This window comes from Tissierella praeacuta DSM 18095 (assembly GCF_900128955.1).
Lineage (GTDB): Bacteria > Bacillota > Clostridia > Tissierellales > Tissierellaceae > Tissierella > Tissierella praeacuta.
Map to the genome: position 1 here is coordinate 152,560 of NZ_FQTY01000004.1, position 15,454 is coordinate 168,013.

General features: G+C 28.6%; 12 protein-coding genes. 2 read left to right on the forward strand and 10 right to left on the reverse strand.

The genetic code is table 11. The features are described from left to right. The first annotated feature begins 24 nt into the window (after positions 1-24). On the forward strand, positions 25-624 hold the full coding sequence (gene rpsD, locus BUB33_RS06690; RefSeq protein WP_072974610.1) for a 30S ribosomal protein S4: 600 nt from the start codon (positions 25-27) through the stop codon (positions 622-624). A gap of 136 nt (positions 625-760) precedes the next feature. Here rpsD and BUB33_RS06695 read toward each other — a convergent pair whose 3' ends face one another. From BUB33_RS06695 to uvrB, 7 genes are all read right to left on the reverse strand, one after another. Beyond that, entirely contained in the window at positions 761-2,431 is a 1,671-nt protein-coding gene (locus tag BUB33_RS06695; protein WP_234950002.1) for a putative ABC transporter permease subunit, read from the reverse strand. Next, entirely contained in the window at positions 2,431-3,153 is a 723-nt protein-coding gene (locus BUB33_RS06700) for an ABC transporter ATP-binding protein (RefSeq protein ID WP_072974616.1), read from the reverse strand. The genes BUB33_RS06695 and BUB33_RS06700 overlap by 1 nt, the downstream gene beginning before the upstream one ends. A 337-nt stretch (positions 3,154-3,490) precedes the next feature. Next, on the reverse strand, positions 3,491-4,039 hold the full coding sequence (locus BUB33_RS06705; RefSeq protein WP_072974619.1) for a hypothetical protein: 549 nt from the start codon (positions 4,037-4,039) through the stop codon (positions 3,491-3,493). A gap of 53 nt (positions 4,040-4,092) precedes the next feature. Further along, positions 4,093-4,638, reverse strand: a complete 546-nt coding sequence (locus tag BUB33_RS06710; protein WP_143154889.1) for a hypothetical protein — start codon at positions 4,636-4,638, stop codon at positions 4,093-4,095. Positions 4,639-4,707: 69 nt separating this feature from the next. Then, on the reverse strand, positions 4,708-5,052 hold the full coding sequence (locus BUB33_RS06715; RefSeq protein WP_072974622.1) for a hypothetical protein: 345 nt from the start codon (positions 5,050-5,052) through the stop codon (positions 4,708-4,710). A 517-nt stretch (positions 5,053-5,569) separates the two neighbouring features. Further along, positions 5,570-8,395 (reverse strand): excinuclease ABC subunit UvrA, encoded by a 2,826-nt coding sequence (uvrA, locus tag BUB33_RS06720; protein ID WP_072974624.1) that lies wholly within the window; start codon positions 8,393-8,395, stop codon positions 5,570-5,572. An 11-nt stretch (positions 8,396-8,406) separates the two neighbouring features. Then, the gene (gene uvrB, locus BUB33_RS06725) at positions 8,407-10,371 is read right to left on the reverse strand and encodes an excinuclease ABC subunit UvrB (RefSeq protein ID WP_072974626.1); all 1,965 of its coding nucleotides are present in this window, start codon (positions 10,369-10,371) and stop codon (positions 8,407-8,409) included. A 169-nt stretch (positions 10,372-10,540) separates the two neighbouring features. On the opposite strand from uvrB, the gene BUB33_RS06730 reads away from it, so the two are divergent. Continuing rightward, the gene (locus tag BUB33_RS06730; protein WP_072974628.1) at positions 10,541-12,154 is read left to right on the forward strand and encodes a hypothetical protein; all 1,614 of its coding nucleotides are present in this window, start codon (positions 10,541-10,543) and stop codon (positions 12,152-12,154) included. Here the strand turns inward: BUB33_RS06730 and BUB33_RS06735 are convergent. From BUB33_RS06735 to BUB33_RS06745, 3 genes are all read right to left on the reverse strand, one after another. After that, positions 12,151-13,206, reverse strand: a complete 1,056-nt coding sequence (locus BUB33_RS06735) for a PDZ domain-containing protein (RefSeq protein ID WP_072974631.1) — start codon at positions 13,204-13,206, stop codon at positions 12,151-12,153. The two genes, BUB33_RS06730 and BUB33_RS06735, sit on opposite strands and share 4 nt — an antisense overlap. Before the next feature lie 23 nt (positions 13,207-13,229). Further along, entirely contained in the window at positions 13,230-14,453 is a 1,224-nt protein-coding gene (locus BUB33_RS06740) for a S41 family peptidase (protein ID WP_072974633.1), read from the reverse strand. Positions 14,454-14,580: 127 nt separating this feature from the next. Then, complete coding sequence (locus BUB33_RS06745; protein ID WP_072974635.1) at positions 14,581-15,447, reverse strand: NAD(P)-dependent oxidoreductase; 867 nt, start codon at positions 15,445-15,447, stop codon at positions 14,581-14,583. Positions 15,448-15,454 lie beyond the last annotated feature (7 nt).

Genomic DNA, 15,454 nt, shown 5'->3' on the forward strand with positions numbered 1-15,454 from the left:
ATAATTTTGATGGAGTGATAAATATTGGCAAAAATGATGGAACCTAGATTTAAACAATCTAGAAGATTAGGTTTAAATGTTTGTGGACATCCTAAGGCAATGAATAGAGCCACTAAAGGAACATCTAGAGCAGATAAAAAACTTACTGAATATGGAATACAGTTATTAGAAAAGCAACGACTTAGAGCATATTATGGTGTAATGGAAAAGCAATTTGCAAAATATGTTAGACAAGCAAAAAAATCCCAAAATCAAACGGGTCATGTACTTGTAAAAATCTTAGAAACAAGATTAGATAATTTAGTATATAGATTAGGTTTTGCTTCTTCCATTAGACAGGCTAGACAGATGGTAGTTCATGGACATATTCTTGTAAACGGGAAAAAGATAGATATACCTTCCTATATGGTACAAATAGGTGATACTATTGAATTAAAAGAAAAATCTAAAGACATTGAACTTTTCAAAGAAAACTTTAATAATTTCTTTTTGAATCAATATCCTTATTTAGAAAAAAATGAAAATAAAATGTCTGGCACCTTAATTAAATATCCAGAAAGAAATGAAATTCCTATAGAAATAGATGATCAGTTAGTTGTGGAATATTATTCAAGACTAATATAATATTAGAAACTAATGTAAAAAGCTCTCACATGAGAGCTTTTTCTTTTTCTCTTTAAACTATAAATAATTTATTAAATCTAAGAAAAATTATAACTATATTTATTGGAATAGACAAAATCCTCTACATTTCTTTACTTTACTCAATGGTTTCAAACTGTTTAGTTATGATTTTTTTCAAAACTTGAAACAATATTATAGTTGATATGCCAAATACTAAAGTCAATAATCCATAAATAAGATTTATATCTACCTTATCTATTATTTGAATCACAAAAAATACTAATCCACCTGCATATAAAGTCCCTACACCCATTCCCATTAATACATTTAAATTCTGCTTCATTGCCTTCTGTGGATTATCCCAGTCTAACATTGGTCTTAGTATATCTATTATCATTCCAAGCTGGGTCATGGGAATGCTACCTAAAAGACCTAGAAATATTATCAATATAATACTTAAAATATCCAATTTTACTATAAAAGTTAAACTTATTAATAAAGCGATTATACCTAATACTTGAATAGCTAGGGATGATAATACCCTGCCTATTATCTGATCCTCTACTTTTATAGGTAAAGTCCTTTGTATCCAAAAACATTTACCTTCCCTAGAAAAAGTTGTAGCTCCTATACTATTTAACATACCTAAGGCTACAATAAAACCTATACTTGCTAGAGTAATTAGTCCTGAATTAGCTCCTAGCATATCTATTACTTGAGACAATGATTCATCTCCACCTGCTATAGTTGACATTGCTAATATTAATGGAAATATAATTACTCCACCTACTGCATTTAATAGATATACGGGGGTCTTAAAAAGCATTATAATTTCCTTCTTAGCTAATGCTAAATATGGTTTAGTTTCTTTAGATAAATCTTTTACAGATATTTTTTTTCCCTTTCCCTTAGATGCAGATACTTCAATATTTCCTATTAACCCATCAAAAAATAAACTTTCTGATAAAAGTATCATAATAAGGAAAGAAATAATACTTACTACTATAAAAGATAGCAAATTAACCAATCCCAATATATTAGAATTATTTGATAAAGCCAATGCTCCCCATTTAGAAGGTGGAAAACTTGCTCCTAACTTCTTTACTAAAAAATTAGAGTCATTTATTAAATTTATAATAAATCCTTCCCCTTGAATTATAGCCTTTTGTGTTATGGTTTGAATTTTAACTTGAACATATATCATTGCCATAAGAAAAAATACTGCACTAATTGTTCTAATTAAATCTTTCTTTCTTCCTATATTCGTATATTTCATAAAGAGCATTATAAAAATAGATGATAATACTAAGGGTATAACAGGAAGCATAGCCACTAATAGTAATGAATAAAGCCAGTAAATAAGACCTTCTCCATTTTTCATTCCATAAATAAAGATAAATGGCAATATTATAGGTAAAGAAGTTAAATATTCACTAAGCATAAGAGTTACAAATTTTGAACCTAAAATATAGGACGGTTTAATGGGCAATGGTACTAGATTGGCTAAATCATTAGAAAAATAATATTTACTCATTACATAAAGCAGTCCAAATAGAAATATCATTATTTGTGAAACCAAAAATCCTGAAAGTAAAAACATAGACTTCTGTCCTATTTGATTATAGATATCATATATTTCATTTAAAGATTTTATAATCAGAAAATAAGTTGGTAAAAGAGATAACATAGCTAATCCAAAGACTATTAACTGCCATCTATTTTTCTTAATCTTAAATCTATATGCTATGGAGGATAAACCAAATGTAGTATTAAAATCGGTTTTGATTAATGAAATTATTTTACTCATCATTCAGTCAACTCCAAGAATATATTTTCTAAGGATTGTCTTTCCGTAGCATGAGCCCTTAATTCTTCCATTGTTCCAATGGCTACAATTTTACCCTTATTTATTATTGCAATTCTATGGCAAAGTTTTTCTGCCACCTCTAATACATGAGTGGAGAAAAACACAGTTTTTCCTTCCTCACACATTTTTCTCATAATTTCCTTGAGATTGAAAGCTGATTTTGGGTCTAGTCCCACCATAGGTTCGTCTAGAATAAATAATTGGGGGTCATTTAATAAAGCTGAGGTAAGAACTATTTTTTGTTTCATACCGTGAGAATAACTAGCTATTATATCCCCTATAACATCTTTTATATTAAATATTTCCAGGAAATAATTCATCCTCTCTTCTCTTTTATCTTTAGGAATTCCATACATGTCAGCTATAAAATTTAGATACTCAATACCTTTTAATCTATCGTAAATTTCAGGATTATCTGGTACATAGCTAATCATAGACTTAGCTATAAGTGGTTCTTTCCAAGCATCTACTGTGCCTACTTTTACCCTGCCACTGTCTGGTTTAAGCAATCCTACTATCATCTTTATGGTAGTAGTCTTACCTGCTCCATTAGGTCCTAGAAATCCAAATATTTCCCCAGGCTTAATATCTAAATTAATATTATCTACTGCTTTTACCAAACCCTTATTATAAGATTTAGAAACACCTTCAAGTTTTAACAAACTTCATTCCTCCTTGTCTATGTATTATACAGCCATTTCATTATATTAACTGTAATTTATGAAATTACAATATCCTTTTTTAATCCCTTTTATTTTTTAAACATCTACTCATTAATATTAATAAAATTATAATAATTATCTAAATATAACTTTTTATTATTTCTCCTTTATATAGAAGATAACCACTTTCTTAAATTATAATCTATAAAAGTGGTTATTGAAACTATTATATATTTAATTATTTATACCGTTTTGACACTCTAGCATATATTAACATCATTATACTCCAGTAAGAGTTCATGAAATTGATTATTGAGTATGATATTATTTCTATATTTTACTGATATAATATACTTATCTCTTTAGACCACATATCTATATCTTTATCAAAGTTAGTAATAATATTATCCAAAATATTGTTACTTTGTTTATAATATTCCTGAATAATGCGTAAATCTTTAACGGAGTTTTCATCTAATTTTATAAAATCTGTATCTAAACTGAATTCTTTTTTAATTTCTCTATAAATATCTCGTGTATCTTTCCATATAACCCGTTGATTTCCTTGTCTTATATTGTTTCCATACTTTTCAGATTTAATAATATCTATTTTCTCAATGATTTCAGTTAACAATACATTGATTTCTTCATGGTTAAAAATCAATCTCTTCAAATCTTCAGAACTTAATTCTTTATTGTCAATATCTTGTAATAATAACATATTGTTATTATCTATCAAAGATTTAAGTTCAGTAATATCTAATTTTATAGTTTGCTTTATATATTCGTAAATCCTAGAGTTAGTTCTATAAACATTATAGTAATTATAAAGCAAAATAAAACAAACGCCTATTATAATCAACACAATAGGTTTTCTTTTTAACATATTTAACCACCTTCTAAATCTTTGATAATTATGGAAATATTAACATGATTTTTTTATTCAATAACAATACCTTTATGCAACTTTTGTATTAATTTGTTCGATATAGTAACTGCCCCACACCTAGTGTTGCATGGTGCAGAAATTAGCCAGCCATCATTGTAACTAAAGTGTTTACCTCCATCTTGTTTTGATTCAAATATAGTTATGCTCATTTCTTCCATCATATCACTTATAAAAAGATTACCTGTTAAACCATTGATTTCTATACTACTCATATTATATTTATTAAAAGCATATTCATTGCGTTCTCTTCCACTACCATAGCATAGTTCTCCATCTACTATAATATCCCCTTTAAAAATATAATCCTTTGAACCATGCTCTTTTCTATATACACCTTTAACAACAATTTTAATAGGTATTTCCGAGTTTATATTATTTGACTGGTATTTTATTGCATCATATGTATAGTTTATATGGTATTTATAATTGTATTTGTAAATCCATACTATTGTTATGATTGCTAAGATAGCAATAACTATATATTTTTTTATATTGTTAAATATACAATTAAAACTTCTTTCCATATTTTTTGCCATCCTTTTCTCTCAATAATTAAAATAATCTATGATAAATAATGACTCTTCTCAGTAAGAGCCATTAGATAATTATTTTGTTAAATCTAAATTATCACAGTTAGAGTTTCTGTCTGAAACGGAAATTATTAGTTTATCTAAATCTATCGAATCTTTATTTTCTATATTTTGCAAATCTAATTTTCCATTTTTCATTAATTCTTCAACTTTTTCTTGTAAAATTTTATTAATTTCTTCATCACTAAGGTCTCCAAATATTTCTTCTTTATCTTTTTCACTATATCCAACAGTTACAACTCTTTTTACATTAGGCTCCATTTTCATCTCGTCTTTTACAATGAAATTACTTCCCCAAATTGAAATCGAAGTAAAAATCATTATTAGTAATACTCCAAAAACAATAAACGACTTTTTCATAAATCATTTCCTCCTTACTTAAAAAATAAAAAACCGTCATTAACTTAACATAACTATATCACGATAAATTATTAAATTCAATTATATATCTTTTTTCCATATTTATTTGAATCTATATTCATTAAGATAATTTCATCTTAATTTATCCTTATAATTATATAACGAAATTAGAAGTCATTTTGTGACACTTTATTTATACATTTATATTACATTTCCATAAGCATTGACTTTATAAATATATTTTTATTTAACAAAATACCATTAGAGACGAATAAATATTATTGCAAATGTCAAAATGAAAATTTTAGATTAAATATATTACTATTTGTCTAAGCTTATTAGCACTATAGCATAAGTGTTATATCGAAGTTTGTTGAACTTTAAAATATATATATTAAGTTTTTGCAATATATTTATAATAGCAAATCCATCAATATATCCAAACTCTTATAGTATAAAAATGCACCTCAAAAGTTAAATTTATCGTCTAACCTTTGAGGTGCATTTCATTTAAATCTTAATCCAATACCTTTTTCAAAAACTGTCCTGTATATGATTTCTTCACCTTAGCTACTTCCTCTGGAGTTCCTGTAGTTACAATAGTTCCTCCCTTATCTCCGCCTTCTGGTCCTAAGTCTATAATATAATCCGCTGTTTTTATAACATCTAGATTGTGCTCTATAACTACTACAGTATTTCCTCCCTCTACAAGCTGATTTAATACTTTTATTAGTTTATGAATATCAGCTACATGAAGTCCCGTAGTTGGTTCATCTAATATATAAATAGTCTTTCCTGTGGATCTCTTAGATAATTCCGTTGCCAACTTTACTCTTTGAGCTTCTCCACCTGATAATTCTGTTGATGATTGACCTATTTTTATATATCCTAGTCCTACATCAAATAAAGTTTCTAGTTTCCTAGATATTTTAGGTATATTTTTGAAAAACTCTACTCCTTCTTCCACTGTCATATCCAATACATCTGAAATAGTTTTTCCTTTATATTTTACTTGAAGGGTTTCCCTATTATATCTCTTTCCTTTACATACCTCACATGGTACATATACATCTGGAAGAAAGTGCATCTCCACTTTTAATATTCCATCACCGCTACAAGCTTCACATCGTCCGCCCTTTACATTGAAGCTAAATCTGCCTTTTTGATATCCTCTCATCTTTGCTTCATTTGTCATGGCAAATACGTCCCTTATATGATCAAATACTCCCGTATAAGTAGCAGGATTTGACCTTGGCGTCCTACCTATTGGTGACTGGTCTATATCTATTACCTTATCTAAATATTCGATTCCTTTTATTTCTTTATACTTTCCTGCTTTTGTCTTTGCACCATTTAGCTTTTGTGCCAAGGTTTTATGAAGAATTTGATTAACTAAAGAAGATTTTCCTGAGCCTGATACTCCTGTAACACAAGTAAATAATCCTAGAGGAATTTTTACATCTATGTTTTTTAAATTATTCTCCTCTGCACCAATTATCTCCAGCCATTTCCCATTAGGTTGTCTTCTTTCCTTTGGAACTTCAATTTTTTTCTTACCTGAAAGATATAAACCTGTTATAGACTCAGGATTACTCTTTATTTCATCAACTGTTCCTTCCCCTACTATATAGCCTCCATGAATACCTGCACCTGGTCCTATATCCACAATATGATCTGCTGCATACATAGTATCTTCATCATGTTCCACTACTATTAATGTATTCCCTAAATCAGTTAAATTCCTTAATGTTTTTAATAATTTTTCATTATCCCTTTGATGTAATCCAATACTAGGTTCATCTAATACATAAACTACACCTACAAGACTAGAGCCTATTTGAGTTGCCAATCTAATTCTTTGAGATTCACCACCAGATAATGTACCTGCTGTACGAGAAAGAGTTAAATAATCTAGTCCTACATCCTTTAGGAAATTTAACCTCTCTTTAATTTCCTTAAATACTTGTTGTCCTATGATTTGCTGTTTTTCTGTAAGAACTAAATTGTCAAAGAATTCTATTGCTTTAGTAATGGATAAATCAGTCAATTGGGCTATATTCAACTTATTTATTCTTACAGCCAATACCTCATCTTTTAATCTTCTGCCTTTACAAGTTGGGCAGGGATTTTCTGCCATATATTCATCTATTTTATTTCTCATATAATCAGAATTAGTTGCTGCATATCTTCTTTCTAAATTTGGAATTATGCCTTCAAATTTCCCTTTAAAATCTCTCATACCTTCTTCGTCAAAATGACTAAGAAATTTAAAAGAAATCACTCTATCTGTACCATATAATAATTCTTCTATAAACTTTTGGGGTGCATCCTTTAGAGGTTTATCTGTGCTAAAATCATTGTCCTCTGCCAAGGTTTTAAATATTTGATAATAATATGTGGATTCGTTGGAGCTAGAAAATGGTGCTATTCCACCTTCATCTATACTTAGGTTTAAATTTGGTATAACCAAGTCTTTATCTACCTCCTTATAAAATCCTAAACCATTGCAAGTGGGACACATTCCAAAAGGACTGTTAAAAGAGAACATCCTAGGAGATAATTCTTCAATAGCTATATTACAATCGGGACAAGATAGTTTCTCACTAAACATTATCTTTTCCTTTCCTATAAAATCTACTACAACAAGTCCATCTGCAAGTTTTAAAGCTGTTTCTAAGGAATCAGCTAATCTTCCTTCTATACCTTCTTTAATCACTATTCTATCTACTACTACTTCTATAGTATGTTTTTTATTCTTCTCTAGTTTTATTTCCTCTCCAATATCATACATTTCGTCATCAATTATGACTCTGACAAAACCTTCTTTTTTAATATTTTCTAGTATCTTTACATGTTCACCTTTTTTTCCTCTAATAATTGGTGCTAATATTTGAATCTTTGTTCTTTCTTCAAATTCCATTATTTTGTCCACCATTTGCTCTACTGTCTGGCTAGAGATTTCTTTTCCGCATTTATGACAATAAGGTGTACCTATTCTAGCATATAATAGTCTTAAATAGTCATATATCTCTGTAACAGTCCCTACAGTTGACCTTGGATTTTTAGATGTTGTCTTTTGATCTATAGAAATAGATGGAGATAACCCCTCTATATATTCTACATCTGGCTTATCCATTTGACCAAGAAATTGCCTAGCATAGCTAGATAAAGACTCTACATATCTTCTTTGTCCTTCTGCATATATGGTATCAAAGGCTAGAGAAGATTTCCCAGAACCTGATAATCCCGTAAAAACTATAAATTTATTTCTAGGAAGAGTTAAGGATACATCCTTTAGATTATTCTCCTTAGCTCCTCTTATTATTATTTCGTCCTTTGCCATTTACTTCACCTCTATTTTAGCTTCTTCTTTAATTCCATTATCTTATCTCTAAGCTCTGCTGCTTTTTCAAAGTTTAATTCTTCTGCTGCTGTAAGCATTGCAGATTCTAATCCATCTATCATTCCTTCTATTTCTTCCTTGGAGAATGTTTCTTCATATTTTACTTCGTCTTCTGCCACTATTGTTGCTTCTATTATTTCTCTTACACCTTTTTTTATAGACTGTGGTGTAATATTATGTTTTTTATTATATTCATCTTGAATATTTCTTCTTCTATTAGTTTCAGATATGGCTCTTTCCATAGAATTAGTAATTCTATCAGCATACATAATTACTTTTCCTAAAACGTTTCTCGCAGCTCTACCTGTAGTTTGGATTAAGGATGTTTCAGATCTTAAAAATCCTTCCTTGTCTGCATCTAATATGGCTACTAAAGATACCTCTGGTAAATCTAGTCCTTCTCTAAGCAAATTAATTCCCACTAAAACATCATGTTTCCCTAGTCTTAAATCTCTTATTATCTCCATTCTTTCTATAGTTTCCACATCAGAATGAAGATAAGTAACTTTTATTCCAATATCTTTAAAATAGTTAGTTAAATCCTCTGCCATTTTTTTAGTTAAGGTTGTTACCAATACTCTTTCTTGTCGAGCTACTACTTTTCTAATTTCATTCACTAAATCATCTATCTGGTGCTCTGTCGGTCTTACTTCTATAATTGGATCAAGTAAACCTGTTGGTCTAATAATTTGCTCTACTATATTTTCAGTATGAGAAAGTTCATAAGGACCAGGGGTAGCTGAAACATACAGTATTTGATTTATCATTGACTCAAATTCATTAAATTTAAGAGGTCTGTTATCTAAAGCAGACGGAAGTCTAAATCCATATTCAACTAGATTTGTCTTTCTTGACTTATCCCCTTCGTACATACCCCTTATTTGTGGTATAGTAACATGAGATTCATCTACTATTATCAAGAAATCATCTGGAAAGTAATCTATCAAAGTAAAAGGTCTTGAACCAGCAGGTCTATTACTCAAATGTCTTGAATAGTTTTCTATCCCTTGGCAAAATCCCATTTCTTCCAACATTTCTAAATCATATCTAGTTCTTTGCTCTAATCTTTGAGCCTCAAGTAATTTTTCCTTATCTCTCAACTCCTTTAACCTTTCATCTAATTCTTTCTCTATAGTTTCTATTGCTCTCTTAACCTTATCTTCTGTAGTAGCATAGTGAGATGCAGGGAATATTGAAACATGATTCCTAAGTCCAATGACTTCACCCGTCAAAGAATTAACTTCTACTATCCTATCTATCTCATCTCCAAAAAATTCAATACGAATAGTGTTTTCACTAGAAGAAGCTGGAAATATTTCTAGTATATCTCCCCTAACCCTAAAGGTTCCTCTAATAAAGTTAATGTCATTTCTAATATATTGGATATCTATTAATTTTCTCATTATTTCATCTCTATCCTTTTCCATACCTGGTCTTAAAGATACTACAAGATTTTCATAATCTATAGGATCTCCTAAACCATAAATACAGGATACAGATGCTACTATAATTACATCTCTCCTTTCAAACAATGCTGCTGTAGCGGAATGTCGCAATTTATCTATCTCATCATTAATAGATGCATCTTTTTCTATATAAGTATCAGATTGGGGTACATATGCTTCAGGTTGGTAATAATCATAATAACTAACAAAATATTCTACAGCATTGTTGGGAAAGAACTCCTTAAATTCAGAAGCCAATTGATATGCCAATGTTTTATTATGTGCTATAACCAAGGTCGGCTTTTGAACTCTCTCAATTATATTTGCCATAGTAAAAGTCTTTCCAGAACCAGTAACTCCAAGTAATACTTGGTGCTTTAAATTTTTATTTATACCTTCTTCCAACTTATTTATGGCTTCTGGTTGATCTCCAGTCGGTTTAAAACTTGATTCTATCTTAAATTTATTCATACTTACACCTCGTTATTTGAACATTTGTTCCAGATATACTATATTATATAATATAATATTATTTTGTCAAAGTATATTATATAAATATATACTATAGTATATCCATGACAAAATTCTATATTGAAGAAACTAGATTAATATAGTAAACTATCTTTAGGAGGCGAATTTCATGAAGCGGAATTTATTAATAATAATCACAGTATTTATTGCACTATTCTTTTTCGGTTGTGTTCCCAACAAAAAAGATTCCCTATTAACAGATGATGCAAGATTTGAAGAAGAAGAAATCAAATATGAAATTGAACAGATACTTTTCTCTAAAAGCTTTCAATCCATTGAACCTTCTGTTGAAATTATGACAAATAATAATAAGCTAAAAATATTAGCTTCTTTAGGATTAAGCGAATGTTCAGGTATCAATATCAATAGTATAATTAAAAAGGGTAGTGAAGTTAATATCCACGTTAGTGGAATTTATGATAAAAAACTTCCTCGTTTAGTAGTCCCTCAAGTAATTATGGAGATTAAAAAATCACAACTTAAAAAAGTTGAAGATTTAAAGTTTAATATAGTTTATGATGATTACGAACCCTTAAAAATCAAATATGGTATTAATGATGTACTAAATAAAATTCAATCCCATTTTAAAATTTCCACAAAAAACTCTCCGAATTTTAATCTCATTAGAGCTGAGGATAATACTATAGTATGGGATATATCATATAACAATATATTTGATAAGGACAATCCAGAAACTCCTTTAGTAAATTTATACGCAAAAGTTAATGCAAATACGGGCGATATTATAAATTCAGAAAAAGTATCTATTTCTTCTTCATTAGATAACGGTCATATTTTAAATTATGTTAATGATGGTCATATCTTATATAAAAAATCTCTATCTAATAAGGATACCAATGAAACTATTGAACAATTATGGGTTTATGACGATGCAAGTAATGAAAAAATCATGCTCTATTCTTCAAATTTTAAAATATCTTCTGCACAATTTAGTACAAATTTAAATTATGTTTCCCTTATAGAAGTAAGTGACAGTGGAACGGGATTATATATAATCCCATTAGAAGATAAGAGAGCATATAAGATATCCTTTGAAGATAAATTTAGTCCCCAAATAATGAAATGGGATAATAAAGGGATTTTATATTTAATAGAAAATGATGATCATAAGTCAATAATCTACTCTTATAATGTAAAAAACAACAAGACTAATATAATAGGTGTTCTCAACAAAAATATTGAAAACATTGTAGCAATGGACAATACCTTTTTAATAACTGAAAAAAATCAAGATATGGCTAATAAAATCATATCTCTAACTAATGATTGGAAGGAATTTAAACTTATAGGCTATGGATTTAATCCAAAGTTTGTGGATAAGAATATAATTTCTTATTTACACAAAGATGAGAAAAAAGATACTAACTCTTTAGTATTTTATAATAATGATAAAAATGCTAAGTCCTCTAATTTAAAATGTGATAATAATTTAAATTATGAAGCTTTTTCAAATGAAAAAATTCTAAATTATTCATTACTTCCAAAAGGTGATATTATCTACGTAAGGAAAAATGCTAACAATAATTTTACATTATGTGAATACTCCATTAGTAATATAAAGACTGAAACAATAGCTAATTTAATAGGTGATAAAGCATATTATAATGAAGAAAAAAAACTTATATATTTAAATATAGTATTACCCTTTGATAATGAAAAAACAGAAATGATTTACTCTATAGATTTAAATAAACTAAATTAAAAATCCCTAGGGACTATTATAAGTCCTAGGGGTTTTCTTTTTCCATAATATTTCTTTGTTGATAATCCAGATTTTATATTAAAAAATTCAACCTTCATTCTATTTACTTGGATTTTCATAATATCTTCTAAATCTTTATTATTATTTACTTCCACCCCGTTTATTTTAAGTAATATATCTCCTGTTTCCATTCCTATTTTATATGCTATTGTATTTGGTATTACTTCTAATACCTTTACACCTTTATCAAAAGATGTAGTAAATATTGGGGATCTGTTGTTTTCAATAGTCTTATTTCGCAAGATAATATACTCGTGTCCTAACAAGGCAAATAATGGTGGTATAAAAAGATTATCTATAGTCTTCGATATATATAATAGAATAATACTATATAAAAATAATATTATAGAGGTTTTTATCACCTTTTTCCTAGGATAAGATACTATAGAATAATCTCCATAACTAAGGATTGCCATAAGAGTAATGGGGTGAATTAGTCCATCACCAATAAATATTACAAAAGGAATAGGCCAAAATCGATTCATATTAAAGCCCCCAACAACCTGAGATTTTGTTTCAAAGAAAACAGGTACTCTATTTCTGCCTCCATCAAAAAAAATCAATATACTCTCAACTATATGAAGTACTGCAACTACAGACATTACCTGGGAAATTTGAATCTTTGGATATCCTATTATTAAACTTATTAAAGACACTATCCCTCCACCATAGGAAAAACACATATATCTAGGATTTATAAGGGATAAAAAAATTGCAACAATCAATACATACATAAAATCCTTAGGTATTACAACTACACCTAGATAAATAAATATTACAGTTGTAATTATGCCTCCAAATATTCCAAATATAGTTGATATAATTAATTTTAACAAGGCGGATTTTTTATATCCTAAAATCTCCTTTTCTATTTTTCCTATTTTTATATATTGGAAGTATATAATACATAGGACTGCAATAAAAAAAGGAGATCTTAAAGTATTTATAATGTCTATTATTGTAAAATACACAATCTGATATAAACCGTACATACTTTAATTCTCCTCTTTAAAGATTATTTAATTTTAGTTTTTATTTCTTCTAAGGCTTTTCTTAATTGATTATCTTCCTTTAAGTTGTTTACCCCAATTTCTTCAACACCATCTGTTAATTCCACCACTATATCTGGCTCAATTCCTATACCATGAATATTTATACCATTTGGCGTAAAATATTCTGATATGGTTAATCTCAATCCTGAGCCGTCATCTAAATCCTTAATCCTCTGTACTACACCTTTTCCAAATGTAGTTGTTCCAATTAAAGTTCCTCTCTTATGGTCTTTAACTGCGCCTGCAAGTATCTCTGATGCTGACGCTGATCCTTTATTAACAAGTAGAACTAATGGATAGTCAACCATTTTTTTATCTGACTTTAAATATTCTCTTTTCCCATCCTTAGTTTGAGTATATACTATATCTCCTTCTCCCAATAATTCATCTGCTATATCAGCACATACATTTAATAATCCTCCAGGGTTATTTCTTAAATCTATAATCAAGCCCTTTATATTACGTTTTCCTAATTTATCTAGTTCTATTTTAAAATCCTTATATGTTAGCTCATCAAAGGATGTAATTTTTATATATCCTATATCATCATCTATTATATTGGATTTTACCGTAACTAATCTTATAATTTCTCTAGTTACTTCAATATCAAATATATTGTTTTTGTTTTCTCTATTTTTTCTTAAAATAGTAAGTGACACTTTAGTATTTGGATCACCCTTCATTACCTTTACTGCCTCATCCATATTTTCTCCAAAGTATTCTACTCCATTTACTTTAATTATCTTATCTCCACTCTTTATTCCAGCCCTCTCTCCTGGAGTATCTTCTATTGGGGAAACTACAGTTATTAAATTATCATCTCCTGGAGTAACTACCACCCCAATCCCTGCATAAGTTCCACTGGTTTGTTGTAAAAAAGATTCAAATTCCTCTTTAGTCATGTAAGTAGAATATGGGTCTTCCAGAGATTGAAGCATTCCCTTTAATTGTCCATCTATTAATTTCTTCTCATCTACATCTCTTAAATAATTTTCCTTAACATAATCTTCCACCATCATTACCTTTGAAAACTCATTAAAGACTGACTTTAGTTTATTATATTCTGCTAAGGGAATATATGCTTTGTTGCTAAATGTTACACTCATTAAATTGGTTAGACCAAAAGTAATTATATTTGTAACTACTAATAGAACTACCATTAATCTTATGACTTTCTTCTTAGACATTTTCTCACCTCTATAATTTTTGGGTTATACAGCTATTGTATTTATTTTACATGAAGATTATACCATTTATTGTTTACATTAAAAAGTATAAAAAGCACATCATTTAATATAGCAATTATAGTATTTCCTATTTATACAGTTTACTTATAGCTATAAAATCCATATCATCATATTTTTTGGTCATTAGAAACAAATCATAAACTAAATTAGTAAACGGCAGCGGAATATCATCTACTGAATCTATAGCTGTTTTTATATCTTTCCTCATTAAGCTTAGCTTAAATCCACCTTCAAAGTCTTCTTGCTCAAGTTTATGTAAATATCTATTTAGTGAATATGAATTTCCTGAACTTTGACTTATTACATCTTGCATAATATTTAAATCAATTCCTTGCTTCTTAGCAACAGAAAAACCTTCTATTAATCCCATAGTATTTATAGCAATCATCATCTGATTAATTGATTTTAGAGTTTTTCCTGCTCCAAGTTTTCCTATATAATATATGTTTTGTCCAAATACGTCTAATACTTCCTTTATTTCATTAAAAACTTCTTCATTTCCCGACCCTAAAATAGTTAAGCTTCCATTGATTGCACCTTTAACTCCTCCACTAACAGGAGCATCTATTACCTTTACATTCTTACTTCTATAATATTCTTCTACTTTTATTACAGTTTCTGGTGAGCATGAAGTCATTTCAAGAATTATAGTATCCTTTTCCATATTATTGAAAAATGCTTCATCTAATAATACTGATTCTATTTCTTTATCGGATGGCAAAATGCTTATAACCATATCTACTCCAATTGGGATTTCAGAAATACTTTTCTTATTTTTTGCACCAAGCAGCTCCAGTTCTTTAATTCTATCTAGGGATTCTTTTTTACTACTATGTTTTGCTACATGAACTTCAAACCCATGTTTTAAAAGGTGTTTTGCTATGGGAAATCCCATAGCACCTAATCCTATAAAGCCAATCTTTTTAATAAACATATTATAA

Coding starts and splice junctions, on each gene's coding strand:
- BUB33_RS06695 (WP_234950002.1), bottom strand. CDS start 2,431: ATGAGTAAAATAATTTCATTAATCAAAACCGATTTTAATACTACATTT.
- BUB33_RS06705 (WP_072974619.1), bottom strand. CDS start 4,039: ATGTTAAAAAGAAAACCTATTGTGTTGATTATAATAGGCGTTTGTTTT.
- BUB33_RS06710 (WP_143154889.1), bottom strand. CDS start 4,638: ATGGCAAAAAATATGGAAAGAAGTTTTAATTGTATATTTAACAATATA.
- BUB33_RS06715 (WP_072974622.1), bottom strand. CDS start 5,052: ATGAAAAAGTCGTTTATTGTTTTTGGAGTATTACTAATAATGATTTTT.
- uvrA (WP_072974624.1), bottom strand. CDS start 8,395: ATGGCAAAGGACGAAATAATAATAAGAGGAGCTAAGGAGAATAATCTA.
- uvrB (WP_072974626.1), bottom strand. CDS start 10,371: ATGAATAAATTTAAGATAGAATCAAGTTTTAAACCGACTGGAGATCAA.
- BUB33_RS06730 (WP_072974628.1), top strand. CDS start 10,541: ATGAAGCGGAATTTATTAATAATAATCACAGTATTTATTGCACTATTC.
- BUB33_RS06735 (WP_072974631.1), bottom strand. CDS start 13,206: ATGTACGGTTTATATCAGATTGTGTATTTTACAATAATAGACATTATA.
- BUB33_RS06740 (WP_072974633.1), bottom strand. CDS start 14,453: ATGTCTAAGAAGAAAGTCATAAGATTAATGGTAGTTCTATTAGTAGTT.
- BUB33_RS06745 (WP_072974635.1), bottom strand. CDS start 15,447: ATGTTTATTAAAAAGATTGGCTTTATAGGATTAGGTGCTATGGGATTT.